The organism is Phyllobacterium sp. CL33Tsu, from assembly GCF_900113985.1.
GTDB classification, from domain to species: Bacteria; Pseudomonadota; Alphaproteobacteria; order Rhizobiales; family Rhizobiaceae; genus Phyllobacterium; species Phyllobacterium pellucidum.
In genome coordinates, this window is the sequence record NZ_FORJ01000001.1 from 1,533,597 (window position 1) to 1,557,409 (window position 23,813).

The window sequence follows — 23,813 nt, forward strand, 5'->3', positions numbered from 1 at the left end:
GGCAGCGCCTTTGGGCTTTGGAGCTCAGCCCCGCCCGCGATAGGGCTGAACGCCCTGGTCAGGCAGCCAAAGACCCTCGGGTGACGGCCCCGATTGCCAGAATACATCGATCGGAATCCCGCCGCGCGGATACCAGTAGCCGCCGATGCGCAGCCATTGTGGCTTGATGGCGTCGACGATGCGCTTGCCAATGCCCACCGTACAATCTTCGTGAAATGCGCCGTGGTTGCGGAAGCTGAACAGGAAGAGCTTGAGCGACTTCGATTCCAGCAGGAACTCACCCGGCGCATAATCGATCATCAGATGGCCGAAGTCGGGCTGGCCGGTAACCGGGCAGAGCGACGTGAACTCCGGGCAGGTGAAGCGCGCGAGAAATAGCGTTCCGGCCTGTGGGTTGGGAACGGCATCAAGCACGGCTTCATCCGGATGCTGCGGAATCTTGACATCCTTGCCGAGCATTGTTGCCTCATCTGCATAGTGGCTCATGCTGCTGCCTTTCTTGTCTCGAACTCGCCATTATATTCGCAGCCCTCGCCACAACTGTCGCGGTAAATGCCGATCTCCACGAGCGCGGGCAGATCCGGCTCCACACGCCGCCACAGCCATATGGCAATGGTCTCGAGTGTCGGTAACTCTAGCCCCGGAACTTCATTGAGATAGCGATGATCGAGCTCTTCGCGGGCGCTGTCGGCGCAGGATTTCACTGCGCCGAGGTCCGTGATCAGTCCGCTCTTCGGGTCCGGTCGTCCGTCAAGGGTGATCCGCGCGCGGAAACTGTGGCCATGCAGCCGCTGGTTCACGTGGCCGTCGGGAAAGGAATGCGGCAAATGGTGCGCCGCTTCAAAGTTGAAGTCGATAAAAATTCGCATTTTGTCCTCGGTCAGCTCTGGCGCAATACAGGCGCCCGCCAAGGCTTGTCTCTAAGGCAAGCCGATCAATTTATGTGTCTGCGTGCTCAGCCGCCAAAGCGGATGGGCGAGGCAATAGGCCGCTGCAGATGCCACATGCGCGGCGGTTTGCGCCGGATCACCGATAACGTCAAGAGGTTGCAGATAGAAATGGTTGAAGGCAAGCGTCGTAAAGCGCGAGGGGTGAACTTCGCTCTCCTTCTGCGGATAGACAAGTTTGAGCTCGTTGCCGCGAGTCTGGACCAGCGAGCCGGTTCCTTTCGGTGAAACGCATATCCAGTCGAGCCCTGCAGGCGCGGCGATCGTTCCGTTGGTCTCGATGCCGACTTCGAAGCCTCTTGCATGAAACGTATCGATCAGCGCCGCGTCGAGTTGCAGGAGTGGCTCGCCCCCTGTGCAGATGACATAAGGCTTGCCGCCGCCCGGCCGCTTCGCCGCCACCGCTTCAGCCAAGGCATCCGCGGTCTTGAACTTGCCACCGCCGGGGCCATCGACGCCGATGAAGTCCGTATCGCAGAACTGGCAGACAGCTTCATCGCGGTCCCGCTCAAGACCGGACCACAAGTTGCAACCGGCAAATCGCATGAACACGGCGGCGCGGCCGGTGTGATTGCCCTCGCCTTGGAGCGTCAGGTAGATTTCCTTGACCGCGTATGTCACGCCGCTTCCGCCTTGAATTTCGCCCAGCCACCGGCGCGCAGAGCGCAAGCGGGGCAGGTACCGCACCCGTAGCCCCAGCTGTGGCGGTTGGCGCGATCGCCGAGATAGCAGGTGTGGGTGGACTCGATCACCAGATCAAGCAGCGGGTTGCCGCCAAGTTCCTGCGCAAGGGCAAAGGTCTCTGCCTTGTCGAGCCACATCAGCGGCGTCTCGATGGTGATACGACGATCGAGGCCGAGGGAAAGGGCGACTTGCAGCGCCTTCAGTGTATCATCTCGGCAATCCGGATAGCCGGAATAATCCGTCTCGCACATGCCGCCTATGATGACGCGCAGGCCGCGGCGATAGGCGAGAGCACCTGCAAGCGTGAAGAAAAGGAGGTTGCGGCCCGGCACGAATGTGTTGGGAAGGCCGTTTTCCGCCATGGCAATGGCAATGTCAGCCGTCATCGCAGTAGCGCCAAGCGCGTTGACCATCGACGCGTTCAGCAGATGGTCGTCACCCAAACGTTTGCCCCATGCGGGAAACGCGGTTGTCAGCGCTTCGCGGAATGCACCGCGTACCTCGAGCTCGACGCGGTGGCGCTGGCCGTAATCGAAGCCCACCGTCTCAACCCTCTCGAAGCGTGAGAGCGCCCAGGCCAGACAGGTGGCGGAATCCTGTCCGCCCGAGAACAGAACGAGTGCGCCATCGGAACTGCGAGCCATTGGAAACGATCCTACAATGAAGCGGCCCCATTACAGGCCACGCTTCGTCAAGGCAAATCAATTCTTGGCAGAAAGGTCTACTCGCAGCCCGGGTGCGCGATAACGGGCGTTTCGTTCCAATCAAGGCCATACATATAGCCGCGTCCCTGGATGACGAGCGGACTGTCACAGCCCGTATTGGGAGGTGGAACGGTTCCAACCACACGTGGATCGCTGACAGGCGAGATCACCGCCGGACCCTTGCCACGCTTATAGACCGGAACCTCTCGCCGGATGTCCCGGCCAAGCGTATCGGACTTTGCTGCAGAAGCGCCGACAAAGATGATCTTTGGTCCGCCCTCTTCGTGCAGTACGACGTTGCCGTACTCGTCGCCATAAGCGTTGCTGGCATTACTGCCGTTCGCGGCCGCAAGTTGCGGAACCAGCAACAGCGCGAGCGCAACGGATGCAACTGACGATTTCAACAACACACTTTGCATCAAGGTCATTTGTCATCCCTCGTCGGCTAGCTTCCTTGATCGCAGCATTAATCTTTTATTAACAATTGTCACCTGCCCATTGCTAATCAAATCGATTTTCATCCGGGCTGCTGGTTGACGGGCCCGGCAAATCAACCAATCCTTGGCGCCAACAAACCGGCTCGACCGGTGCGATCCAAGGGATGGAAGCCGACATGACCAAGAAGACCACCGACGAACACGCAATCGACATTTCGCAACTCCATCTCAGTCATGCCCATGAGTTCGCGCCCCTGCTCGCCAGCTACGCGCAAGCATTGAAGCGCGGCGCACCGCGCCGCCCCGACGATTACTACGCCGAAAACCTGTTGCGCGACCGCGCCGCCGAGATCGCGGGTGCGCGCCTCGATGGTCAACTCGTGGGCTTTGTCATCTTCTACGATCTGCCGGAGCCGGTTTCAGGCATGCGCGCCGGCCAGGTCGATCATATCTACGTGCATCACGATCACCGCGGCAAAGGCATCGCCAAGGCATTGATCGATGTCCTCGCCGACAAGGCAGAGGAGCGCGGCTGGACCAAGCTGTCGCTTAATGCCCCGCGCATTCCAGAGGACGGTCGCAAGCTCTACGAGCAGGTCGCGGCGCCGGCCGACTGGACAAGCTTCATCATACGCTTTGGCAATCAATAGATTGTCCCGCAACGAATGGTTGTTTCGCGGTGTAACACGTCGCGCGCGAGACAGGCTGCGTCGTCACCAAAATAGCCGCGCGGTGCCTTCGGGACGGCGTCAGGGATATGAACTGGAGAGACTAATTCAAGTATTTTTTGCAGTGAACAATAATGGCGTTCCTATCAGTGACGGAGCCATTTTGCCGGTTTAAACGATTGAATTTTATGAATAAACCATAAGTGCTTGCTATTGGCGCCATTTCGCAGCATGAGGGTGCGGAAAGGGCTTTGACGCAGTGCAAAAACCGGATTAAAACCCTTCTAAATTGCCTCTCGCAGCCTTTCGGCCCTGCCCGCCATTCGAGGCGAGGCGCTCAATTTGGAAACGCCATGAGCAAGTCATCAATACACGCAAACCGGCCCCTGTCGCCGCATTTGCAAATCTACAAGCCAATCCCAACCATGGTCATGTCGATCGTCCACCGCGTTACCGGTGCGGCGCTTTATGTCGGCACGTTGCTGGTTGCCTGGTGGTTGATCGCGGCTGCGATCGGCGAAGACTACTTCAACTTCGTCAATGCGATTTATGGCTCGTGGCTCGGTCTTCTGGTTCTGCTCGGCTACACCTGGGCGCTCCTTCATCACATGATCGGCGGCATCCGCCACCTGATTTGGGATACGGGACGCGGCCTCGAAAAAGAAACCACCACCAAGATGGCCTGGGCTTCGCTCATTCTTTCGGTCACGCTGACGATCCTCGTCTGGATCGCCGCATTCACAATAGCCTAGAACAAGGAGGCGGAACGATGGGCGACATGCGCACGCCGCTCGGCAAGGTTCGCGGATTGGGTTCCGCCAGGGAAGGCACCGAGCACTTCTGGCGCCAACGGCTGACGGCCGTTGCCAACGTGCCCCTGCTTCTGTTTTTTATCGGACTGATCCTTTCCCTGCATGGAGCCAGCTATGCGGAGACGAAAGCCGCGATTTCCCATCCGCTGACGGCATTGGTCCTGTTGATGGTGATCATTTCCGCCCTATATCACATGCGACTCGGCATGCAGGTGATCATTGAAGATTACGTCCATGGCGAAGGATCGAAGATCGTCCTTTTGATGCTCAACACCTTCTTCACGCTGGCGGTTGGCGTCGTCAGCATCTTTGCCATCCTCAAGCTGAGCTTTGGAGGCTGAGCCACATTATGGCAGCTACAGAAAATACGGCCGGCAAGGCCTACACATTCGTTGACCACAAGTTCGACGTGGTCGTGGTCGGAGCAGGCGGCGCCGGCTTGCGCGCAACGCTTGGCATGGCCGAGCAGGGCCTCAAGACGGCATGCATCACCAAAGTCTTCCCCACCCGCTCGCATACGGTCGCGGCGCAAGGCGGCATCGCCGCTTCGCTGAGCAATATGGGCCCGGATTCCTGGCAGTGGCATATGTATGACACGGTCAAGGGCTCCGACTGGCTCGGCGACACCGATGCCATGGAATATCTGGCGCGGGAAGCGCCGGCGGCGGTCTATGAACTCGAGCACTACGGCGTGCCGTTCTCGCGAACCGAGGAAGGCAAGATCTATCAGCGACCGTTTGGCGGCCACATGATGAACTATGGCGACGGACCTCCGGTGCAGCGCACCTGCGCCGCAGCTGACCGTACGGGCCACGCCATCCTGCACACGCTCTACGGCCAGTCCCTGCGCAACAATGCGCAGTTCTTCATCGAATATTTCGCACTCGATCTCATTCAGGATGAAGAAGGCACCATTACCGGCGTCGTCGCCTGGAATCTCGATGACGGCACGATCCATCGCTTCGCGGCGAAGATGGTGGTGATGGCGACGGGCGGCTATGGCCGGTCCTATTTCTCCGCAACCTCCGCTCACACCTGCACCGGCGATGGCGGCGGCATGGTGGCACGTGCCGGCCTGCCCTTGCAGGACATGGAGTTCGTTCAGTTCCATCCGACCGGAATTTATGGCGCCGGCTGCCTGATCACCGAGGGTGCGCGCGGTGAGGGCGGCTATCTCGTCAATTCCGAAGGCGAGCGATTCATGGAGCGCTATGCCCCATCCGCCAAGGATCTGGCGTCACGCGATGTGGTTTCGCGTTGCATGACGCTTGAAATCCGCGAGGGTCGCGGTGTCGGCAAGAACAAGGATCATATCTTCCTGCATCTCGACCATCTTGATCCGGCCGTCCTGCATGAGCGGCTGCCCGGCATTTCGGAATCGGCCAAGATTTTTGCCGGCGTTGATCTGACACGCGAGCCGATCCCGGTCTTGCCGACGGTCCACTACAATATGGGCGGTATTCCGACCAATTATTGGGGTGAAGCACTGAACCCGACCGCAGCAGATCCCGACCGTATCCAGCCCGGCTTGATGGCAGTGGGCGAGGCGGGCTGCGCCTCGGTACACGGTGCCAATCGCCTTGGCTCCAACTCGCTGATCGACCTTGTCGTCTTCGGTCGCGCCGCGGCGATCCGCGCCGGCGAGGTGATCGACCGCAATGCCAAGGTGCCCGACATCAACGGCGCCTCCGTCGACAGGATCATGGATCGGTTCGATCGCCTGCGCCACGCCAGCGGCGGAACGCCGACAGCGGTACTGCGCGAGAAGATGCAGCGCACCATGCAGGAGGACGCTGCCGTTTTCCGGACGTCCGAATCGCTGAAGTCCGGTGTGGAACGCATGGAAAAGATTTGGAGCGAGCTGCCGGATATCAAGGTAACCGACCGTTCGATGATCTGGAACTCGGATCTCGTCGAAACGCTCGAACTCGAAAACCTGATGGCGAATGCCCTGACGACCGTCGTTGCCGCCGAGGCGCGCAAGGAAAGCCGGGGTGCCCACGCGCACGAGGATTTCCCCAGTCGCGATGACGTCAACTGGCGCAAGCACAGCCTTGCCTGGCTGGCTCCGGATGGCAAGGTCACGCTCGGCTACCGCCCGGTCCATCTCGACCCGCTGGTCCGGGAAGAGGATGGGGGCATCAGCCTCGCCAAGATCGCGCCTAAGGCGCGCGTTTACTGAGCAAGGGAAAGGCTTTAGGGCATCATGGTTGAACTTGCACTTCCCAAGAACTCGCAGATGCGTCCGGGCAAGACCTGGGACAGGCCGCAGGGCGCCAACAATCTGCGTGAGTATCGTATCTATCGCTGGTCGCCGGATGATGGCGAAAACCCGCGTATCGATACGTATTATGTCGATCTCGACGATTGCGGGCCTATGGTCCTCGACGGACTGCTGTGGATCAAGAATAAGATCGATCCGACGCTGACACTCCGCCGCTCCTGCCGCGAAGGCATTTGCGGCTCCTGCGCGATGAATATCGATGGCACCAATACGCTCGCCTGCACCAAGGGCATGGACGAGATCAAGGGACCGGTAAAAATCTATCCGCTGCCGCATCTGCCGGTGGTGAAGGATCTGGTGCCGGATCTTTCCAACTTCTATGCACAGCATCGTTCGATAGAACCCTGGCTCAAGACGGTCTCGCCGGAACCCGCCAAGGAATGGCTGCAGAGCCACGAGGACCGTGCCAAGCTGGACGGCCTCTATGAGTGCATCTTGTGTGCCTGCTGCTCGACATCGTGCCCCAGCTATTGGTGGAACGGCGACCGTTATCTTGGACCGGCCGTGCTGCTGCAGGCCTATCGCTGGCTCATCGACAGCCGCGATGAGGCGACGGGCGAGCGCCTCGACAACCTCGAGGACCCGTTCCGGCTCTATCGCTGCCACACGATCATGAATTGCGCGCAGACTTGTCCGAAGGGGCTAAACCCCGCAAAGGCCATCGCCGAAATCAAGAAGATGATGGTGGAACGCCGGATCTGAGGCTACTGCCGTTGAACCTAGAGAAACGGGCGCCTTGAGCGCCCGTTTTATTATTGCATGGGTTACAGATTATCCCAGCTTGGCGTCCAGCGTTACTTCGATGGCACCGAGCGCCTTCGAAAGCGGGCAGGTCGCCTTGGCCTGTGCGGCGAGCTTGGCGAACGTCGCGTCATCAATACCCGGAACTGTTCCGACGAGGGTAAGAGCGCTCTTGGTGATCTCGAAGCCGCCGCCGGCCGCAGGGCTGATTGTCACCTTGGCCTTGGCGTCGAGGTTCTCGGCGGGCGTGCCGTTCTCGGCGAGGAAATGGGACAATTGCATTGCAAAGCACCCGGCATGCGCCGCTGCCAGCAATTCCTCCGGGTTGGTGCCGGACGTGCCGCTTTCGTCCTGAAAACGCGCCTTAAAATTATAGGGCAGGCTCTTGAGCGCACCGCTTTGTGTATCGAGTGTGCCTGAACCTTCCGTGAGAGTTCCCTTCCAGATTGCGGTTGCCTGTCTGTCCATTGGTATCTCCCTGATTTGATCTGGAGTAATATCGAAAAGCGCTCCGCGCAAACGGCACGGTGTTTCCATCATAACCACCGCCCGGCATTATTCCATCGACTAATTTACCCAGCGCTTGCCTTGACGTAGAGATTGCCAATTTGCGCGGGATTTTTGGATCATGCATATTGTTCTGCTTGTGCTCGGGTTGCTGGGCGGCGGGGTTTTCTGGTGGTACAGGCTCATGTTCCTGGGCAGGGCGGCAAGCGACATCGCCGATGAGGCCGGGCGGATAAGGGGCCATTTCCGGCGCCGAAAAATCAGGATGCAGGCGGAAAATTCGCCGCTCACTGCAATCAACGATCCGGTGCATGCTGCCGCTACCATAATTCTAGCTATTATCTCGGAAGACGAGATGATCGACGATCGGCATACCGGAGCGGTCAGAAAAGTCCTGCTCAAGGTCACAAATTGCCTGCAGGTTGACGAAGCGGTCATCTATGCCCGATGGGCATGCGACCAGATCGGCGATACAGTCACGGTGATTGAAAAAACCACGCCTTTCATCAATCAAAGATTGAGCGAAGTGGAAAAGTGCGAATTGCTTGATATGCTGGAAGAGACCGCTGCGGCCGTGCCTCCCACACAGCACTACAAGCAGCGGGTCAGAAAGCTCAGGCAAAGGCTTGGCTTTCAAGTCAACTGATCAACGACACCGAACAGGAAAACCCCGTGAAACTGAAAAAGCTTGGCCGGACGGATATAGACGTCACGGAAATTTGCCTCGGCACCATGACCTGGGGCGTGCAGAACACCGAAGAAGACGCACATCGACAGATCGACTATGCGCTCGATAACGGGATCAATTTCATGGATACGGCGGAGGTCTACGCCATACCGGCGAGTCCCGCGACCTATGGCAAGACCGAGACCTATATCGGCACGTGGTTCAAGAAGACCGGCAAGCGCGACAAGTTTGTCCTCGCCACGAAGATCTCCGGTGGCGGCAATGGCTGGATCCGCGATGGTGCCAAGCCGAGCCGGCGTTCGGTGCGCGAAGCCGTGGAGGGCAGCCTCCGGCGCCTGCAGACCGATTACATTGATCTCTATCAAGTGCATTATGCCGCCCGCGGCCACTACCATTTCGGTAATGGCTGGCACTATGCGCCGCACACGCAGAACAGGACCGAGGTGCCCGTCCAGATCGAGGATGCGCTGCAGGGCCTCAACGATATGGTCAAGGAGGGCAAGATCCGCCACATCGGTCTTTCCAACGAAACCGCTTGGGGCATTGGCCAGTGGCTCAAGCTTTCCGAACGGGAGAACCTGCCGCGCGTCGCCTCGGTGCAGAACGAATATGGCTTGTTGCAGCGCGCTTTCGATCTCGACCTTGCCGAACTCAGCCATCATGAAGACGTTGGCCTGCTTGCCTATTCCTCGCTGGCTTCCGGCGTTCTCACCGGCAAGTATCTCGGCGGCAAGGTGCCTGACGGGACCCGCGGCTCGATCCAGCCGGGCGGCCTGTGGCGTAACAATGAGCATTCGGCGCCCGCGGTGCGGGCCTATATCGATCTCGCGCACAAGCACGGTGTCGATGTGGCGCAGCTCGGCATCGCCTTTGCTCTGACACGGCCATTCATGACCGCGGTCATAATTGGTGCGACGACGATGGAGCAGTTGAAGGTTGATATCGGTGCGGCGGACTTAACGCTCTCGCCGGAGATCCTGACGGAGATCGAAGCTATTCATCGCCGCTTTCCGCGGCCGCTCTGATTTTTGCCCGGAATGTGCGCGGCCTATGCCGCGCACATTCATTAAATCGCCTGACCCTGCAAAAGCTTTGGCGCCGAGGTCGAGAGGCCGGCAGCCTGGCGAATGAAGAAGCCCTTGAGGCGCGGCATGCGTTCGACAAGGCCGAGGCCAAAATCGCGCAAGGCGCGCACCGGCAAATTGTCATTCGAGAACAGCCGGTTTAGCACGTCGGTCGTGACCCCCATCTGCACCGTGTCGAAGCGTCGCCACGTCTGGTAGCGCTCGAGTACGGCCACCGAGCCAATGTCGAGCCCCAGCCGGTCCGCATCGACAATCGTTTCGGCCAGCGCTGCCGCATCCTTGAAACCGAGGTTGAGCCCCTGTCCGGCGATCGGGTGGATGCCATGCGCCGCATCGCCGGCGAGGGCGAAACGCGGCTTGACGAAATCGCGCGCCAAGGTCAGACCGAGCGGGAAGGCCTTGCGCCCGCCTTCGATATGGAGTTCGCCAAGCTTGAGCCCGAAACGCTGCTCAAGCTCTGCTTCGAAAAGGAAATCATCCTCCTGGACAAGGCGCTCGGCATCCGCGGTCCGTTCGGTCCAGACCAGAGACGAACGGTTGCCCTTGAGCGGCAAGATTGCGAATGGACCGGCGGGCAGGAAATGTTCTTCAGCGCGGCCATGGTGCGGGCGTTCGTGGCTAACGGTGCAGACGATGCCGGACTGGCCGTATTCCCAATTGACCGTCTTGATGCCCGCCATGTCGCGCAGCCGCGACTTGACCCCGTCAGCGGCAATCAACAGCCTCGAATCGAGGGTTTTGTCACCGGAATGGCGGACGGTGAGATATGCCTCGCCATGTTCGAATCCTTCGACTGGCGCTCCTTCGATAAAAGTAACGCCAAGCGCTTCGGCCTTCTTGCGCAATGACGCATTAAGGATGCGATTTTCCACCATATGAGCGAAAGGCTCGCCAGGCTCTACCTCGCCATTGAATGTGAGGAACACCGGGCGCACGGGGTCAGATGTGCGCGAATCGGTGACGATCATCTCGGTGATAGGCTGTGCCTCTGGAAGTATCTCTTCCCAGCAGCCAAGCCGGTCGAGCATGCGACTCGCCGCGGCTGCAATAGCCGAGGCACGCGCATCATTGCGCCAGACACCCTTGGGCGCCGCGTCAATGACAGTGACGCTAAGATGAGCGGCAGAAGATTTGAGGGCTACGGCAGTTGCAAGGCCGACATAGCCTGCACCGGCTATGATAATATCGGTGGTTCGTTGCGCCATGTTTGCCTCCTCTTGCCGCTACTGCAAACGCTTGACTTGTCGGTCCGTTCCTGTTGCAAGCGTCAGGTAAAACGCCTCGTAGGGAGATGACCGTCCATGTCCAAAGCCATGAAAGAGCTTTTGTCCATACTCGACCTTGAGACGCTTGAACACAACCTGTTTCGAGGTCGCAGTCCGCAGGTCGGCTGGCAACGCGTCTTCGGCGGACAGGTCATTGGCCAGGCGCTGGTCGCTGCGCAGCGGACAGTCGATTCATCGCGCCACGTTCATTCCCTTCACGGCTATTTCATGCGCGCTGGCGACCCGAAAGTACCCATCATCTATGAAGTCGATCGCATCCGCGATGGTTCCAGTTTCACGACCCGGCGTGTGGTTGCAATACAGCATGGGCATGCGATCTTTTCGCTTGAAGCCTCCTTCCAGATCGATGAGGGCGGCCTGGAGCATCAGGTTCCCCGTCCGCTCGATATCACGCCGCCGGAGCAATTGATAAGCGACAAGGATCTGAAGCAACAGTACCTGCAGAATGCACCTGAAAACATTCGCAGATATTGGGAGCAGGATCGTCCGATTGAATTGAAGCCGTTGTCGCTGACGCATTATTTCTCGCGCGAGAAATTGCCGCCGGAGCAAAACGTATGGATAAAGACGACGGGTCCCGTGCCAGCCGACCGGGCAGTGCAGGCAGCCGTTCTCGCCTATCTTTCGGACATGACCCTGCTCGATACATCGCTTTACGCGCATGGGCGCTCGATATTCGACCGCGACCTCCAGGTCGCCAGCCTTGATCACGCCATGTGGTTCCACCGCCCCTGCAACTTCGACGACTGGCTGCTTTATACGGCAGACAGCCCCAGCGCATCAGGCGCACGGGGCCTTACCCGGGGCACTCTTTATGGCCGTGACGGCACCCTCATCGCCTCGACGGCGCAAGAAGGCCTAATTCGTGTGCATGCAAAGGTGTGAGATTTAACCAGCCACTTACATTTGCCTATTATTTAATCAGCGCGCATGGAAAAATGTGCAATAGTACTAATTTGTGAAAAATAAACATTAAATATCAATGACTTAAATCTCTCATGTGATTCTGGCACGGAACTTGAATACTCCTGACCAGTCACCAATGGCGCATGCTTGAGGCGATGGGTCCAACGCGGTCATGCCTTCAGGTAATTCCACTCTGAAGGTGCCGCGCTAGCGCAGGGGTAGTTGAATGAAAATTGTGATGGCTATCATCAAGCCGTTCAAGCTGGATGAGGTGCGTGAAGCCCTCACCGCTGTCGGCATCCAGGGCCTGACCGTCACCGAAGTGAAGGGATATGGCCGCCAGAAGGGGCACACCGAAATTTATCGCGGGGCCGAATATGCGGTCAGCTTTCTTCCCAAGCTGAAGATCGAAATCGCAGTCGCGTCAGAGCTCGTCGACACCGCGGTTGAAGCCATCACCACGGCCGCCAAGACCGGCCAGATCGGTGACGGCAAGATATTCGTCCTCAGCATCGAACAGGCTGTTCGTATCCGCACCGGCGAAACCAATACCGACGCGCTGTGATTTAGGGGTTCAAGGAGATAATAATGACAATTCTGCCAAGTTTGAAATCTGCAGCGCGCACTACCCTTCTGGGGTCGCTGGCGCTTTCAGCGTTCGGCGCGATCGCCGCCTTCGCCCAGGAAGCCGCTCCCGCTGCAGCGCCCGCCATGACGGTCGACAAGGGCGACACCACCTGGATGATGATCTCGACCGTCCTTGTGCTGCTCATGACCATTCCCGGCCTTGCCCTGTTCTATGGTGGTCTCGTCCGCGCCAAGAACATGCTGTCGGTACTCATGCAGGTGTTCACGATCACAGCGGTCGTCATGCTGATCTGGGTGTTCTACGGCTACAGCCTTGCCTTCACCCCCGGCAATGCCTTTGTCGGCGGCTTTTCCAAGGCGTTTCTTTCCGGCGTCGACGTGACCACGATGTCGGAAACCTTCTCCAAAGGCGTCGCCATTCCCGAACTGGTCTATGTCTGCTTCCAGATGACCTTTGCCTGCATCACGCCGGCGCTGATCGTTGGCGCCTTTGCTGAACGCGTCAAGTTCTCGGCCGTGATCCTCTTCGTCATCCTTTGGGTAACGTTCGTTTACTTCCCGATCGCGCACATGGTCTGGTTCTGGGGTGGCCCGAGCGCCTATTCCGACCCGTCCGGCCTGATCTTCGGCTTCGGCGCGATCGACTTCGCCGGTGGTACCGTCGTTCACATCAATGCCGGCATTGCCGGTCTTGTCGGCGCCCTGATGATCGGCAAGCGTGCCGGCTACAAGAAGGACATCATGGCACCGCACTCGATGACGATGACCATGATCGGCGCCTCGCTGCTGTGGGTGGGCTGGTTCGGTTTCAATGCCGGCTCCAATCTTGAAGCCAATGCCTATGCCGGACTTGCCATGATCAACACCTTCGTCGCCACGGCCGCAGCTGCGGTCATGTGGATCATCCTCGAAGGTTGGCTGCGCGGCAAGGCCTCGATGCTCGGTGCAGCTTCGGGTGCAGTTGCCGGTCTCGTTGCGGTAACGCCCGCCGCTGGCTTCGTCGGCCCGATGGGTGCGATCGTCCTCGGTGCCTTCGTCACGTTGGTCTGCTACTTCTTCGTAGCCGTGGTGAAGAACAAGTTCGACTATGATGACAGCCTCGACGTCTTCGGCATCCACTGCGTCGGCGGCATCATCGGCGCGCTTGGAACCGGTATCCTTGTCAACCCGGCTCTTGGTGGCGCTGGCATCGTCGATTATTCGACCGCCGACTTTGCCGCTTCCTATGCCGGCACAGCAACCCAGCTCTGGGCACAGTTCAAGGGCGTTCTCGTGACGCTGCTGTGGTCGGGCATCGGCAGTGCGATCCTTTACAAGATCGTCGACCTGGTCATCGGTCTGCGTGCATCGCCTGAGTCCGAGCGCGAAGGTCTCGACCTTACCTCGCACGGTGAAGCCGCCTACCATATGTAATCGGCAGAAGCGGCACATTGCCGTACTGACAAATGAGTGTGATGGGCCCGGAAATTCCGGGCCCATTTTGGTTTGGGTCAAACTTGTCACAATGCCAGTAGAAGCAAATTTGGCCCACTGGTTCCCATGGTTAATGCCCCCTTAACCATCGGCATCTTAACGTGAGAATCAAATCTGCGGCTGGGGCTCAGCCGCTGGGCATGCATTCACGCGGGGCAAGCATTCATGCGTCAAGGATATTCAGCCTCTTATGCCATCGATGGCGAACGGCTCGGGTTGACCACCATATTCCGGCGGCAGATTCTCCTGCTTTGGGGGCTGGCGCTGTTTGGCTTCGTGGCGTTCGCCGTCGGAAGCCTCGCGACATGGAATGTCCTCGATCCGAGTTTCAGTCACGCGACATCCAATCCGGTCCACAATGCGCTGGGCTATCCGGGCGCCGTGTTCGCCGATCTCGGTATGCAGTTCTTCGGCCTTTCCATGGTGGTGGCTTTGATGCCCGCGCTCTTCTGGGGCGGCTTTCTCGTTACCGGCCGCAGCATCGACCGTATGCCGAAGCGCGCCGTCGCCTGGTTCTGCGCTTCGTTGATGGCTGCGGCGATGGCAGGTTGCTTCGCCATACCCTCGAGCTGGCCAATGCCGATAGGCCTCGGCGGTGTCTTCGGAGATATGGTCCTGAAGATACCGGCAATTTTCATCGGCACGTTCCCCCGGGGTGGATTGGCAATGATCGTCGTTGCCGTGCTTGTATTGCCGAGCCTCTGGGTATTCGCTTTTGCCAGTGGCATTATCTATCGCGACAGCGAGCCGCCGGTCGCCAAGAAATCGACGCGCCACGTCGCCGATGAAGACGATTATGATGACGAGGACGAGGATGAGGACGATCGCGAAGGCGGTGGTCTGCTTGCCCTCGGCGCCTTGACCCACTGGTTTCTTAGCGCAAAGGCACTATTCCGACGCCTGACCGGCCATAGCGGCGCAGGCAATCTGCGCGGACGCCAGCGGGCTGATGACTTCCTCGACGACGTTGGAGGCGGTAAGCAAAAAGCCGGTGCGAACGGCGTCCGCCGTGAGCCCGGCTTTGGCGATGCGGCGCCGCGCATAGAGGCTCCTTCGATCGACATCGGAAACGACGATTTCGACGCACGCTCGGCGCGATTTGATCCAGTAGCATTCAGTGATGACGACGAAGATGATGACGACTGGGCGCCGCAGGCCGCCCCGGCACGGTCTGCTCCGGCACGGCCGGTGACGGCGCGAATCGATACCCCAGCGCCTGCACCGAAGGCTGGTGCGCGTGTTCAACGTGAAGCGCAGGCTTCGCTGATCAAGTCGGATGACTTCGAGATGCCGTCCCTGCATTTCCTCAGCGAGCCGAAGAATGTCGTCCGCAATCCGAGCCTTTCGAAGGAAGCGCTTGAGCAGAATGCGCGGCTGCTTGAGGGCGTGCTGGAGGATTTCGGCGTGCGCGGCGAGATTATCCACGTTCGCCCCGGCCCGGTCGTCACGCTCTACGAGCTTGAGCCCGCACCAGGCATCAAGTCGTCGCGGGTCATCACGCTTGCCGACGATATCGCCCGCTCGATGAGCGCCATCGCCGCGCGCGTCGCGGTAGTTCCTGGCCGCAATGCCATCGGCATTGAATTGCCGAATCAGACACGCGAGATGGTTTATCTCAGGGAATTGCTGGCGAGCCGGGATTTCGAACAGACGAAGACCAAGCTCGCGCTTGCACTCGGAAAGACCATCAATGGCGAGGCAGTCATTGCCGACCTTGCGAAGATGCCGCACCTTCTCGTCGCCGGCACGACGGGCTCAGGCAAATCTGTCGCCATCAATACCATGATCCTGTCGCTGCTCTATCGCATGACGCCGGAGCAATGCCGTCTCATCATGATCGACCCGAAGATGCTGGAGCTGTCGATTTATGATGGCATCCCGCATCTTTTGACGCCCGTTGTCACCGATCCGAAGAAAGCGGTCGTCGCGTTGAAGTGGACGGTCAAGGAGATGGAAGACCGCTACCGCAAGATGTCGAAGGTGGGCGTGCGCAACATTGACGGCTTCAACCAGCGCGTCGAACAGGCACAGAAGAAGGGCGAGCGCATCGCCCGGACGGTCCAGACCGGCTTCGACCGGGCGACCGGCGAGGCCGTCTATGAGACGGAGGAGCTCGACTTGAAGCCCATGCCCTATATCGTCGTCATCATCGACGAAATGGCCGATTTGATGATGGTCGCCGGCAAGGATATCGAGGGAGCGGTCCAGCGCCTCGCGCAGATGGCGCGCGCTGCGGGCATCCATGTGATCATGGCAACGCAGCGCCCTTCTGTCGACGTCATCACCGGCACGATCAAGGCAAACTTCCCGACCCGCATCTCCTTCCAGGTCACGTCGAAGATCGATAGCCGCACGATCCTTGGCGAGCAGGGCGGCGAGCAACTGCTCGGCATGGGCGACATGCTCTACATGGCCGGCGGCGGCCGCATCCAGCGCGTGCACGGCCCGTTCGTCGGCGACGATGAAGTGGAGAAGATTGTCCAGCATCTGAAGCTACAGGGCGTGCCGGAATATCTCGATTCGATTACCGAAGAGGATGACGAGGACGAAGGTGCTGGTCCGGCCGGAACGAGCAATCTCGAAGATTCGGACGACCCCTACGATCAGGCGGTCGCCGTCGTCCTGCGCGACAAGAAGGCGTCAACGAGCTATATTCAGCGCAGGCTCGGTATTGGCTACAACCGTGCCGCGTCCATTATCGAGCGCATGGAGCAGGAGGGTCTGGTCGGCCCGGCGAATCATGCCGGAAAGCGCGAAATTCTCGTGCCGACACAGGATGACGAGTTCTAGGAACGTTATGCCAGGCGCGTGCCGTAACACCAAGAATTTGCGGCGTTATGGAATGCTGCCCAGCGAGTTCCTATCTATAAGGGGCAGGGCGGTTACGTAACGTCCTTGCTGGACCACATTGAGGAACGGAAACGGGTTTGTGCCGTTTCTTAGCCACAGTGAAGCCAAACTGGGTTTCTAGATACCGTACGACGACGACAGGAGATATGACCATGATGACGACCGCACCGTTTCGCGCAATTGGCTCGCTTATGAGAGCGTCGGCGGTCGCCTCGATGGTCGGTACCGCATGTGTTGCCGGAGTAGTGGCTATTGCAACGCCGGCGCTGGCACAAGCTGCGCCCGGCGGTGTCAGTGCTGCCCAGGAAATCGCCAACAAGTTCTCGGGCGTTAAGACCCTGACCGGCAGTTTCGTCCAGTTCGGCCCGCGCGGCGACCAGACGGAAGGCACCTTCTACATCGAGCGTCCGGGCAAGATTCGTTTCAATTACAACAAGCCTTCGCCCATCCGCGTCATTTCCGATGGACAGTCGGTTGTAATCAACAACCGCAAGCTTGACACCTGGGATCTTTACCCGCTGTCGAAGACGCCGCTGAAGCTGCTTCTCAGCGATTCGATCGACCTCTCCGGCGGTAAGGTAAAGTCGGTCAAGGAAGAGCCCGATATGACGACCATTGTCCTTGGCGACAAATCGATCTTCGGCAACTCCACAATCACCATGATGTTCGATCCGAAGACCTCGGATCTGCGTCAGTGGACCATCACCGATGCGCAGGGTCTCGACACCACGGTCATGATCACCAATGTGCGCACCGGCGTGCGTTTCGCTGACGACATGTTCAAGATCGACTACACACGCATTGCGATGAAGAAGTAATCACCGGCGGCTTGAACTCTGGTTGATCTTTTGGCATGACCGCGCAGCACCTTTGCTGCGCCTCCCACGCCTTTTCGCGAGTGTTCATGCCCTTTTCCGTTGCCACCTGGAACATCAATTCCGTTCGCCTGCGCCTGCCGCTCGTCCTGCAGTTTCTGCGCGACTATCAGCCGGACGTTCTGTGCCTGCAGGAGACCAAGTGTCCGGACGATCTGTTTCCGCGCGAGGCGCTGTACGCTGCAGGTTATGGCCATATCGAGATCAGCGGCCAGAAGGGTTATCACGGTGTTGCGACATTGTCGCGCCGGCCGCTGACGGAGCCGGCACGGGTTGGCTTCTGCGATATCGCCGACTGCCGGCATCTAAGCACAGTCGTCACCGCAGGAACCAAGCGCCTGCGTATTCATAATTTCTACGTCCCTGCAGGCGGCGATGAGCCGGACCCCGCGATCAACCCGAAGTTCAAGCACAAGCTCGGCTTTCTCGACGAGATGAAGGCGATGAACGCCGTCTATGGCGACGGCCATGCCTCCCTGCTGGTCGGCGATCTCAACATAGCGCCGCTGGAGACCGACGTGTGGTCGCACAAGCAATTGTTGAGGGTCGTCAGCCACACGCCCATTGAAACCGAAGGCCTGGAAGCCTTGCGCAAGAATGGCGGCTGGAGCGACCTCATGCGCCATCACATTCCCCCACACGAGAAAATCTACACTTGGTGGAGCTATCGGGCGATGGACTGGGAAGCGGCGGATCGCGGCCGGCGTCTCGATCATATCTGGGGATCACCAGACCTCGAAAATGACCTGACGGATATCACGGTCCTGCGCGAGGCACGCGGATGGGACCGGCCGTCCGACCACGTCCCGGTCATCGCCCGCTTCAATCTGGATTGATACGGATACTCTAGCGCTCCTGGAACAGGTGCTCGTATTGCGTGATCGCGTCGATCAACTCGCTGATATCTGACGCGATCTTGTCGTGCAGCGCGGCGGCGATCTCGGGATATTCCTCGAGGATGCGCCGGAACAGGGACCGGTTGAGGCGAATAACTTCTGTCTCCGCTTCGGCCATGGCGCTTGTCAGCCTTTTCGTCTGAGCAATGATCGCCATTTCGCCAAGCACGGCCCCAGGCCCGACCGTTTTCAGAATGACGCGCCCGGTCGTGCCCTCGCGAAAAAGCGAGATTTCGCCGCGGTCGATGACATATGCGCAATCGGCAGACTGACCTTCGCGGTAGAGTTCGCGGCCTTCTCTGAGGACAAGACGTTCCGTCCCGAAGGCAAGCAGTCGCAACTGGTCGCGCGTAAACGTCTCGAACAGCCCCACCGTCTCCAGTATGCGGATATCATCTTCAATTGCCATGCATGAACAGACATATACCTAGATTGGCCCCACCGGCATCAAGGAATGAGCTTGTATCCCCCGCTTTCCGTGACGAGTATGGTTGAATTCGAAGGATCGTGCTCGATTTTCTGGCGCAATCTGTAGACATGCGTTTCAAGCGTATGGGTGGTAACGCCGGAATTGTAGCCCCAAACTTCTTCGAGAAGCACATCGCGTGTAATGACCTTCCCGCCGGCGCGATAGAGGTACTTGATGATCGCGACCTCCTTTTCCGTCAGCCGGATCTTGCCGCCCTTGGCATCGATAAGCATCTTCTGCCCGGGCTTGAACGTATAAGGCCCGACGACGAACGTAGCGTCCTCGCTCTGCTCATGCTGGCGCAACTGGGCCCGAATGCGGGCCAGGAGCACGGCGAAGCGAAACGGCTTGGTCACATAGTCGTTGGCGCCCGACTCGAGCCCGAGAATTGTGTCGGAATCGGTGTCGTGCCCGGTCAACATGATCACCGGCGCCTTGAAGCCGCCCTTGCGCAGAAGCTTGATCGCTTCGCGTCCATCCATGTCGGGCAGACCTACATCCATGATCAGCAAATCGACGACGCCGTTCCGTGCAGCCTGTACGCCCTTGGTCGCGTTGTCTTCCTCGATGATCTGGAACTCCTCGTAGAGCCCGAGTTGCTCGACCAGAATGGCTCTCAGATCCGCATCATCGTCAACGATCAGAATAGTACGCGCTGTCATCAGATCTCCCGCAAGTGCAAAGAAGTGATTGGAATTTAAGTCGAATTACGGAGGAAAGAAAGGGGATCGACTTGATATTGCCTGTGAGGCGCATCAGTCTGACACAAAAAGGCTTTTTATGAGGCAATCATGAGTCGAAAGCGGTTGCTGATCATCGATGTACGCCCCCGCCCCGGTCATGCCACGCAGGGGCAACTCATCGCCGGCGGAATGGTGCTGCGCTGTGCGCTAGGACGCGGTGGAATCACGGCTTTCAAGCGGGAGGGCGATGGCGGGACGCCCTTGGCGCAGATGCGATTGCTCCATGGTTACAAGCGCCCGGACAAGCGCGTTCAAGGCGGCCTTGGTCTTAAGCTGCGCGCCCTGCGCCGGAATGACGGGTGGTGCGAAGTCGGCAACGACCGCAACTACAACCGACATGTGCGTATTCCCTATGGCGCAAGCCACGAGACCATGTGGCGCGAAGACGACCTCTATGATGTGTGTATCGTCATGGACTGGAATATCCGGCCGCGGCGGCGGGGCAAGGGCAGTGCCATCTTCTTTCATCTGGCGCGGCGGGGCTATACGCCGACGCAAGGCTGCATCGCTTTGAGTCGCGGCGACATGGACAGGCTCTTGCCGCACCTGTCGGATCAGACGGTTATTCGCGTACGGCGGTAAAGGCTACGCAAAGCGCCAGACGGTGGTGCGCTTGACCTCTGCATCTTCAAGGACGCGTGTCACCGGCACGGTATAGACGCCGAGCTCATGCAGCAGGTTCTTCGGGAAATAGGAACGGCCGGGATCGCCGACGATGACCTCAGCGCCGCGCGTAGCCAGGCTGGTAAACCAGGGGATCAAAAGATCTGCAAACGCCTTGTCGTAAAAGACATCACCGGCGAGGACAACGTCCCACCCGCCGTCGCTGCCGATCAGGTCGTCTCGCCGAGCATCCAGGGAAACGCCGTTGGCAGCCGCATTGAGTGCGATAGCCGGCAACGCGAACGGATCAATGTCGCAGGCAACCACATGCCGGGCGCCGGCTAGCGCCGCCGCAATGCCGACAAGCCCGGAACCCGAAGCGAAATCGAGGACGTTCTTGTCCCTTACGCTCGCCGGATGGTCGAGCACATAGCGCGCCACCCCCTGGCCGCCGGCCCATGCAAAAGCCCAGAAGGGCGGGGGAAGGCCGAGCGTTGCGAGTTCCTCTTCGGTCCGGTGCCAGAGATCATGCGCCTCATCGGCGAGATGAAGCTTGATCTCGGGAACATGCGGCGGCGATTGCAGCGCTGTGTTGTTCAACACAAATCGGCGGAATCGATCGCTTCCAGGCTCGAGAACAGGCGCCTCCGCAGCGGTCATTCCGGTGCGGGCGTCAGGCCGCCCATGCGGCAGACTTCGACCCATTCGTCGGGCATGACCGGCTGAACCGATAGCCGCATCGACGTGACAAGCGCCATCTTGGCGAGCTTCGGGCTTGCCTTGACGTCCTTGAGCGAGACCGGATTCGGCACGTCTTTGACGGCGCGGATATCGACGCATTCCCAACGCGGATCGTCCGTACTCGAATCATGATGGGCGAGCGCGCAGACTTCGACGATGCCGACAATATCGAGGCCTTCGTTCGAGTGGTAGAAAAAACCCTTGTCGCCGATCTGCATCGCCCGCATGTTGTTACGGGCCTGATAGTTGCGCACGCCCGTCCATTCGGTACCCTTGGCGCCGGCAGCCTTCTGCTTTTGCCAGGACCATGCGTCAGGTTCGGATTTGAACAGCCAGAATGCCATATTGGACCTCGCTTAACTGTTTGCCGGATTTTTGATGGCCCAGTTCCATGGGCGAATGTCGACCGAGGCGAAAAGGCCCGCCTTGGCGTAAGGATCGTTGGCCGCAATATCCTTTGCTGCGGCAAGATCGCCTGCCTCGATTACAACGAGGCTGCCATTCGGCTTGGCGTCATCGCCGAGGAAGGGACCAGCAAATTTCAGCCGGTCGCCAAGGCCCGCCAGATAGTCGAGATGCGCGGCGCGCGTATCGAGCCGCACCTGCAGGTGATCGGGCTTGTCGTTGCAAAGCAGTGCGTAAAGCATTCATGTCTCCCAATTCTCATCAGGCCAGCAGCCTAGTCTTCGGTCTTCAACGGCCGAGAAAGCAGCGCTTCCATGGCTTCGTCTATGGTGATGTGACGATCGAGTATCCGCGCAACGGCGGCGATGATCGGCGCTTCGATACCGTGGTTCATGGCAAGTTCCGCTGCGATGGCGGCCGTTGCGACGCCTTCCGCCAGTGGTCTCGCCGACAGGTCTTCGCCGCGTCCGAGCGCGAGCCCGTAGGAATAGTTCCGAGATTGCGGGGTCGAGCAGGTCAGCATGAGATCGCCGAGACCGGACAAGCCCATGATCGTCTCCGGCCTGGCGCCGAGTGCCTGGCCGATCCGGCGCAGTTCGACAAATCCACGGGTCACGAGAGCTGCCTGCGCGCTTGCCCCATAGCCGCGCCCCACCGCCGCCCCTGCTGCAATGGCGAGGACGTTCTTGAGCGCGCCACCGATCTCCACCCCTATCAGGTCATCCGTCGAATAGCAGCGGAAAGTCGGGCCAGAAAGCGTCGAGGCAATACGATCTGCGATGGTCTGGTCGTCTCCGGCGACGGTTACCGCCGTCGGCAGCCCCTTCGCGACATCGCTGGCAAAGCTTGGGCCGGACAGCGCGGCGATCGTCTGGCCGGGCAAAGCTCTCGCAACGACTTCCGACAAGAGGAGTCCGCTCGTCCGCTCGATGCCCTTGGCGCAGATCACAAACGGCGCGCCGGACGGAATGCTGCCCTTGAATTCACCAATGGCGGCGGACAGCGCCTGTGCCGGAACAACACACAGAATGAAGTCGCTGTTTGCCAGAACCGAGGCGGCATCGGTGCTCGCTCTCAGTGCCGGATGAAGGTTGATCCCCGGAAGGTAGCGTTCGTTGCGATGGTCGATATTGATCGCGTCGACAGTCGCCGCATCTCGAGCATAGAGCCGGACATTCATGCCATTGCCAGCTGCCATCGTGGCAAGGGCCGTCCCCCAGGCCCCGCCACCCAAGACCGTGATATTGACGCCCGAAGTCATGCCTTGGCGCCTCGGCGCCCCGCACCGATCAACGGCGCAGACCGCAGATCGAGCGGCCAGCGCGACCGCGGTGCGATGTCGAGAGGGTCGGCGGCATTCTGTTTCGCCCGCTCGGCTCCTGCCCAGGCGATCATCGCGGCGTTGTCGGTGCAAAGCGCCATGGGCGGCGCGATAAAGCGAAAGCCATGCTCGGGGCAAAGTCGCTGCAGGCCATCGCGGATAATCTTGTTGGCGGCAACACCACCGGCAACGACAAGCGCGGGCGCGGCAACATCCGGAAAGCGGCGGCGAAACAGGGCAAGCGAGCGCGCAACGCGATCATCGAGCGTGTCCGCTACTGCACTCTGAAAGGCGGCGCAAATGTCGTTGACGTCCGTCTGTGACAACGGCTGAAGCGATGTGGCGAGTTGGCGCACGGCGGTCTTGAGCCCCGAGAACGAGAAATCGAGCCGTTCCTCACCCTTGAGCGGGCGCGGCAGGAGGAAGCGCGCCGGATCGCCAAGGCGGGCCGCTTTTTCCACCTCCGGTCCGCCTGGGTAGGCAAGCCCAAGGAGTTTGGCCGTCTTGTCGAAGGCTTCGCCAAGCGCGTCGTCGATGGTCGTGCCGAGCCGCTCATAGTCGCCGAGGCCCTTCACCAGCACCATTTGCGTATGTCCGCCGGAGACGAGCAGCAGCAGGTAGGGAAAGTCGATCTGGTCAGTGAGCCGGGGGGTTAGCGCATGACCTTCCAGATGGTTGATCGCGTAAAACGGCTTGCGGCCGGCCATGGCGATAGCCTTGCCGGTCATCAAGCCAACGATCAATCCGCCGATCAGGCCGGGCCCTGCGGTTGCGGCGACGGCATCGATATCATCGAGCGACATCTGCGCCTCATGCAGCGCCTGGCCGATCAAGCGGTCGAGGACTTCGACATGGGCGCGCGCAGCGATCTCGGGCACAACGCCGCCATAGGGTGCGTGGTCGTCAATCTGGCTGAGAACGACATTCGACAGGATGCGGCCGCGGCCGTCCGCGTCGCGCTCGACGATGGCGGCGGCCGTTTCGTCACAACTTGTCTCGATTCCCAGAACACGCATAGATAAACCTGATATCCTTCGCCGCATTGCCGGTCGAATAAAACTTCGCTAGGCAGACGTTTCTATTCGAGATCGCGTAACACG

Annotated in this window: 27 protein-coding genes and 1 pseudogene; 14 read left to right on the forward strand and 14 right to left on the reverse strand. The window is 59.5% G+C overall.

Going from position 1 to position 23,813, the window contains the following annotated elements:
- Positions 1-24: 24 nt before the first annotated feature.
- The 5 genes from queF to BM074_RS07455 form a co-directional block, all read right to left on the reverse strand.
- A complete protein-coding gene (queF, locus tag BM074_RS07435; protein WP_091920842.1) occupies positions 25-486 on the reverse strand; it encodes a preQ(1) synthase in 462 nt (153 codons plus the stop codon).
- A complete protein-coding gene (locus BM074_RS07440; protein ID WP_091920846.1) occupies positions 483-869 on the reverse strand; it encodes a 6-pyruvoyl trahydropterin synthase family protein in 387 nt (128 codons plus the stop codon). The genes queF and BM074_RS07440 overlap by 4 nt, the downstream gene beginning before the upstream one ends.
- 51 nt (positions 870-920) lie before the next feature.
- Complete coding sequence (gene queE / locus BM074_RS07445; protein WP_091920847.1) at positions 921-1,568, reverse strand: 7-carboxy-7-deazaguanine synthase; 648 nt, start codon at positions 1,566-1,568, stop codon at positions 921-923.
- The gene (gene queC, locus BM074_RS07450) at positions 1,565-2,275 is read right to left on the reverse strand and encodes a 7-cyano-7-deazaguanine synthase QueC (protein WP_091920848.1); all 711 of its coding nucleotides are present in this window, start codon (positions 2,273-2,275) and stop codon (positions 1,565-1,567) included. Before queC ends, queE begins: the two co-directional genes overlap by 4 nt.
- A gap of 77 nt (positions 2,276-2,352) precedes the next feature.
- On the reverse strand, positions 2,353-2,763 hold the full coding sequence (locus BM074_RS07455) for a hypothetical protein (protein ID WP_091920849.1): 411 nt from the start codon (positions 2,761-2,763) through the stop codon (positions 2,353-2,355).
- 185 nt (positions 2,764-2,948) lie between these two features.
- Here BM074_RS07455 and BM074_RS07460 point away from each other — a divergent pair, with 185 nt between their 5' ends.
- The 5 genes from BM074_RS07460 to BM074_RS07480 all read left to right on the forward strand — a co-directional run bounded on the left by BM074_RS07460 (position 2,949) and on the right by BM074_RS07480 (position 7,238).
- Positions 2,949-3,422 (forward strand): GNAT family N-acetyltransferase, encoded by a 474-nt coding sequence (locus tag BM074_RS07460; protein WP_027231006.1) that lies wholly within the window; start codon positions 2,949-2,951, stop codon positions 3,420-3,422.
- Between the two features lie 371 nt (positions 3,423-3,793).
- Positions 3,794-4,192 carry a succinate dehydrogenase, cytochrome b556 subunit gene (gene sdhC, locus BM074_RS07465; RefSeq protein WP_091920850.1) on the forward strand — a complete coding sequence of 133 codons (399 nt, stop codon included), beginning with the start codon at positions 3,794-3,796 and terminating at the stop codon, positions 4,190-4,192.
- A 17-nt stretch (positions 4,193-4,209) separates the two neighbouring features.
- Positions 4,210-4,593 (forward strand): succinate dehydrogenase, hydrophobic membrane anchor protein, encoded by a 384-nt coding sequence (gene sdhD / locus BM074_RS07470; protein WP_091920852.1) that lies wholly within the window; start codon positions 4,210-4,212, stop codon positions 4,591-4,593.
- 8 nt (positions 4,594-4,601) lie between these two features.
- Positions 4,602-6,434, forward strand: a complete 1,833-nt coding sequence (gene sdhA, locus BM074_RS07475; RefSeq protein WP_027231009.1) for a succinate dehydrogenase flavoprotein subunit — start codon at positions 4,602-4,604, stop codon at positions 6,432-6,434.
- Positions 6,435-6,458: 24 nt separating this feature from the next.
- A complete protein-coding gene (locus tag BM074_RS07480) occupies positions 6,459-7,238 on the forward strand; it encodes a succinate dehydrogenase iron-sulfur subunit (protein ID WP_091920854.1) in 780 nt (259 codons plus the stop codon).
- 69 nt (positions 7,239-7,307) lie between these two features.
- On the opposite strand, the gene BM074_RS07485 is transcribed toward BM074_RS07480, so the two are convergent.
- Positions 7,308-7,745 (reverse strand): OsmC family protein, encoded by a 438-nt coding sequence (locus tag BM074_RS07485; RefSeq protein ID WP_027231011.1) that lies wholly within the window; start codon positions 7,743-7,745, stop codon positions 7,308-7,310.
- A gap of 160 nt (positions 7,746-7,905) precedes the next feature.
- On the opposite strand from BM074_RS07485, the gene BM074_RS07490 reads away from it, so the two are divergent.
- Both BM074_RS07490 and BM074_RS07495 read left to right on the forward strand, forming a co-directional pair.
- The gene (locus tag BM074_RS07490; RefSeq protein WP_091920855.1) at positions 7,906-8,430 is read left to right on the forward strand and encodes a hypothetical protein; all 525 of its coding nucleotides are present in this window, start codon (positions 7,906-7,908) and stop codon (positions 8,428-8,430) included.
- Between the two features lie 26 nt (positions 8,431-8,456).
- The gene (locus BM074_RS07495) at positions 8,457-9,497 is read left to right on the forward strand and encodes an aldo/keto reductase (RefSeq protein WP_175498925.1); all 1,041 of its coding nucleotides are present in this window, start codon (positions 8,457-8,459) and stop codon (positions 9,495-9,497) included.
- Positions 9,498-9,538: 41 nt separating this feature from the next.
- Here BM074_RS07495 and BM074_RS07500 read toward each other — a convergent pair whose 3' ends face one another.
- Positions 9,539-10,762: a ubiquinone biosynthesis hydroxylase gene (locus BM074_RS07500; RefSeq protein WP_091920857.1), complete on the reverse strand. Its 1,224-nt coding sequence runs from the start codon at positions 10,760-10,762 to the stop codon at positions 9,539-9,541.
- A gap of 96 nt (positions 10,763-10,858) precedes the next feature.
- Here BM074_RS07500 and tesB point away from each other — a divergent pair, with 96 nt between their 5' ends.
- The 6 genes and pseudogenes from tesB to BM074_RS07530 all read left to right on the forward strand — a co-directional run bounded on the left by tesB (position 10,859) and on the right by BM074_RS07530 (position 18,371).
- Positions 10,859-11,728 carry an acyl-CoA thioesterase II gene (tesB, locus tag BM074_RS07505; RefSeq protein ID WP_091920859.1) on the forward strand — a complete coding sequence of 290 codons (870 nt, stop codon included), beginning with the start codon at positions 10,859-10,861 and terminating at the stop codon, positions 11,726-11,728.
- A gap of 247 nt (positions 11,729-11,975) precedes the next feature.
- A complete protein-coding gene (locus tag BM074_RS07510) occupies positions 11,976-12,314 on the forward strand; it encodes a P-II family nitrogen regulator (RefSeq protein WP_027231016.1) in 339 nt (112 codons plus the stop codon).
- Positions 12,315-12,337: 23 nt separating this feature from the next.
- On the forward strand, positions 12,338-13,750 hold the full coding sequence (locus BM074_RS07515) for an ammonium transporter (RefSeq protein WP_027231017.1): 1,413 nt from the start codon (positions 12,338-12,340) through the stop codon (positions 13,748-13,750).
- 225 nt (positions 13,751-13,975) lie between these two features.
- On the forward strand, positions 13,976-16,600 hold the full coding sequence (locus BM074_RS07520) for a DNA translocase FtsK (RefSeq protein ID WP_091920861.1): 2,625 nt from the start codon (positions 13,976-13,978) through the stop codon (positions 16,598-16,600).
- 323 nt (positions 16,601-16,923) lie between these two features.
- Positions 16,924-17,478: pseudogene (locus BM074_RS07525) on the forward strand (outer membrane lipoprotein carrier protein LolA); the annotation flags it as partial.
- 86 nt (positions 17,479-17,564) lie between these two features.
- A complete protein-coding gene (locus tag BM074_RS07530) occupies positions 17,565-18,371 on the forward strand; it encodes an exodeoxyribonuclease III (RefSeq protein ID WP_027231020.1) in 807 nt (268 codons plus the stop codon).
- Positions 18,372-18,381: 10 nt separating this feature from the next.
- On the opposite strand, the gene BM074_RS07535 is transcribed toward BM074_RS07530, so the two are convergent.
- Together BM074_RS07535 and BM074_RS07540 are read right to left on the reverse strand one after the other, a co-directional pair.
- A complete protein-coding gene (locus BM074_RS07535) occupies positions 18,382-18,840 on the reverse strand; it encodes a cyclic nucleotide-binding domain-containing protein (RefSeq protein ID WP_027231021.1) in 459 nt (152 codons plus the stop codon).
- Positions 18,841-18,878: 38 nt separating this feature from the next.
- Positions 18,879-19,562 carry a response regulator transcription factor gene (locus BM074_RS07540; RefSeq protein WP_027231022.1) on the reverse strand — a complete coding sequence of 228 codons (684 nt, stop codon included), beginning with the start codon at positions 19,560-19,562 and terminating at the stop codon, positions 18,879-18,881.
- A gap of 129 nt (positions 19,563-19,691) precedes the next feature.
- Here BM074_RS07540 and BM074_RS07545 point away from each other — a divergent pair, with 129 nt between their 5' ends.
- Entirely contained in the window at positions 19,692-20,225 is a 534-nt protein-coding gene (locus BM074_RS07545; protein WP_091920865.1) for a L,D-transpeptidase family protein, read from the forward strand.
- 3 nt (positions 20,226-20,228) lie between these two features.
- Here the strand turns inward: BM074_RS07545 and BM074_RS07550 are convergent, their stop codons facing one another.
- The 5 genes from BM074_RS07550 to tsaD are packed head-to-tail and all read right to left on the reverse strand — an operon-like array spanning position 20,229 to position 23,729.
- Complete coding sequence (locus BM074_RS07550; protein ID WP_244532746.1) at positions 20,229-20,906, reverse strand: class I SAM-dependent methyltransferase; 678 nt, start codon at positions 20,904-20,906, stop codon at positions 20,229-20,231.
- Positions 20,903-21,331, reverse strand: a complete 429-nt coding sequence (locus BM074_RS07555; RefSeq protein ID WP_027231025.1) for an EVE domain-containing protein — start codon at positions 21,329-21,331, stop codon at positions 20,903-20,905. The genes BM074_RS07550 and BM074_RS07555 overlap by 4 nt, the downstream gene beginning before the upstream one ends.
- A 12-nt stretch (positions 21,332-21,343) precedes the next feature.
- Positions 21,344-21,634, reverse strand: coding sequence for a YciI-like protein (locus BM074_RS07560; RefSeq protein WP_027231026.1), 291 nt, complete (start codon positions 21,632-21,634; stop codon positions 21,344-21,346).
- Between the two features lie 32 nt (positions 21,635-21,666).
- Positions 21,667-22,653, reverse strand: a complete 987-nt coding sequence (locus BM074_RS07565) for an NAD(P)H-dependent glycerol-3-phosphate dehydrogenase (protein ID WP_091920869.1) — start codon at positions 22,651-22,653, stop codon at positions 21,667-21,669.
- Positions 22,650-23,729, reverse strand: coding sequence for a tRNA (adenosine(37)-N6)-threonylcarbamoyltransferase complex transferase subunit TsaD (tsaD, locus tag BM074_RS07570; RefSeq protein ID WP_091920870.1), 1,080 nt, complete (start codon positions 23,727-23,729; stop codon positions 22,650-22,652). Before tsaD ends, BM074_RS07565 begins: the two co-directional genes overlap by 4 nt.
- Between the last annotated feature and the right edge of the window lie 84 nt (positions 23,730-23,813).

Bases quoted from the DNA above. Each gene is read 5' to 3' on its own strand.
- queF (WP_091920842.1), bottom strand. From the start codon at position 486: ATGAGCCACTATGCAGATGAGGCAACAATGCTCGGCAAGGATGTCAAG.
- BM074_RS07440 (WP_091920846.1), bottom strand. From the start codon at position 869: ATGCGAATTTTTATCGACTTCAACTTTGAAGCGGCGCACCATTTGCCG.
- queC (WP_091920848.1), bottom strand. From the start codon at position 2,275: ATGGCTCGCAGTTCCGATGGCGCACTCGTTCTGTTCTCGGGCGGACAG.
- BM074_RS07455 (WP_091920849.1), bottom strand. From the start codon at position 2,763: ATGACCTTGATGCAAAGTGTGTTGTTGAAATCGTCAGTTGCATCCGTT.
- BM074_RS07460 (WP_027231006.1), top strand. From the start codon at position 2,949: ATGACCAAGAAGACCACCGACGAACACGCAATCGACATTTCGCAACTC.
- sdhC (WP_091920850.1), top strand. From the start codon at position 3,794: ATGAGCAAGTCATCAATACACGCAAACCGGCCCCTGTCGCCGCATTTG.
- sdhD (WP_091920852.1), top strand. From the start codon at position 4,210: ATGGGCGACATGCGCACGCCGCTCGGCAAGGTTCGCGGATTGGGTTCC.
- sdhA (WP_027231009.1), top strand. From the start codon at position 4,602: ATGGCAGCTACAGAAAATACGGCCGGCAAGGCCTACACATTCGTTGAC.
- BM074_RS07480 (WP_091920854.1), top strand. From the start codon at position 6,459: ATGGTTGAACTTGCACTTCCCAAGAACTCGCAGATGCGTCCGGGCAAG.
- BM074_RS07485 (WP_027231011.1), bottom strand. From the start codon at position 7,745: ATGGACAGACAGGCAACCGCAATCTGGAAGGGAACTCTCACGGAAGGT.
- BM074_RS07490 (WP_091920855.1), top strand. From the start codon at position 7,906: ATGCATATTGTTCTGCTTGTGCTCGGGTTGCTGGGCGGCGGGGTTTTC.
- BM074_RS07500 (WP_091920857.1), bottom strand. From the start codon at position 10,762: ATGGCGCAACGAACCACCGATATTATCATAGCCGGTGCAGGCTATGTC.
- tesB (WP_091920859.1), top strand. From the start codon at position 10,859: ATGTCCAAAGCCATGAAAGAGCTTTTGTCCATACTCGACCTTGAGACG.
- BM074_RS07510 (WP_027231016.1), top strand. From the start codon at position 11,976: ATGAAAATTGTGATGGCTATCATCAAGCCGTTCAAGCTGGATGAGGTG.
- BM074_RS07515 (WP_027231017.1), top strand. From the start codon at position 12,338: ATGACAATTCTGCCAAGTTTGAAATCTGCAGCGCGCACTACCCTTCTG.
- BM074_RS07520 (WP_091920861.1), top strand. From the start codon at position 13,976: ATGCGTCAAGGATATTCAGCCTCTTATGCCATCGATGGCGAACGGCTC.
- BM074_RS07530 (WP_027231020.1), top strand. From the start codon at position 17,565: ATGCCCTTTTCCGTTGCCACCTGGAACATCAATTCCGTTCGCCTGCGC.
- BM074_RS07535 (WP_027231021.1), bottom strand. From the start codon at position 18,840: ATGGCAATTGAAGATGATATCCGCATACTGGAGACGGTGGGGCTGTTC.
- BM074_RS07540 (WP_027231022.1), bottom strand. From the start codon at position 19,562: ATGACAGCGCGTACTATTCTGATCGTTGACGATGATGCGGATCTGAGA.
- BM074_RS07545 (WP_091920865.1), top strand. From the start codon at position 19,692: ATGAGTCGAAAGCGGTTGCTGATCATCGATGTACGCCCCCGCCCCGGT.
- BM074_RS07550 (WP_244532746.1), bottom strand. From the start codon at position 20,906: ATGACCGCTGCGGAGGCGCCTGTTCTCGAGCCTGGAAGCGATCGATTC.
- BM074_RS07555 (WP_027231025.1), bottom strand. From the start codon at position 21,331: ATGGCATTCTGGCTGTTCAAATCCGAACCTGACGCATGGTCCTGGCAA.
- BM074_RS07560 (WP_027231026.1), bottom strand. From the start codon at position 21,634: ATGCTTTACGCACTGCTTTGCAACGACAAGCCCGATCACCTGCAGGTG.
- BM074_RS07565 (WP_091920869.1), bottom strand. From the start codon at position 22,653: ATGACTTCGGGCGTCAATATCACGGTCTTGGGTGGCGGGGCCTGGGGG.
- tsaD (WP_091920870.1), bottom strand. From the start codon at position 23,729: ATGCGTGTTCTGGGAATCGAGACAAGTTGTGACGAAACGGCCGCCGCC.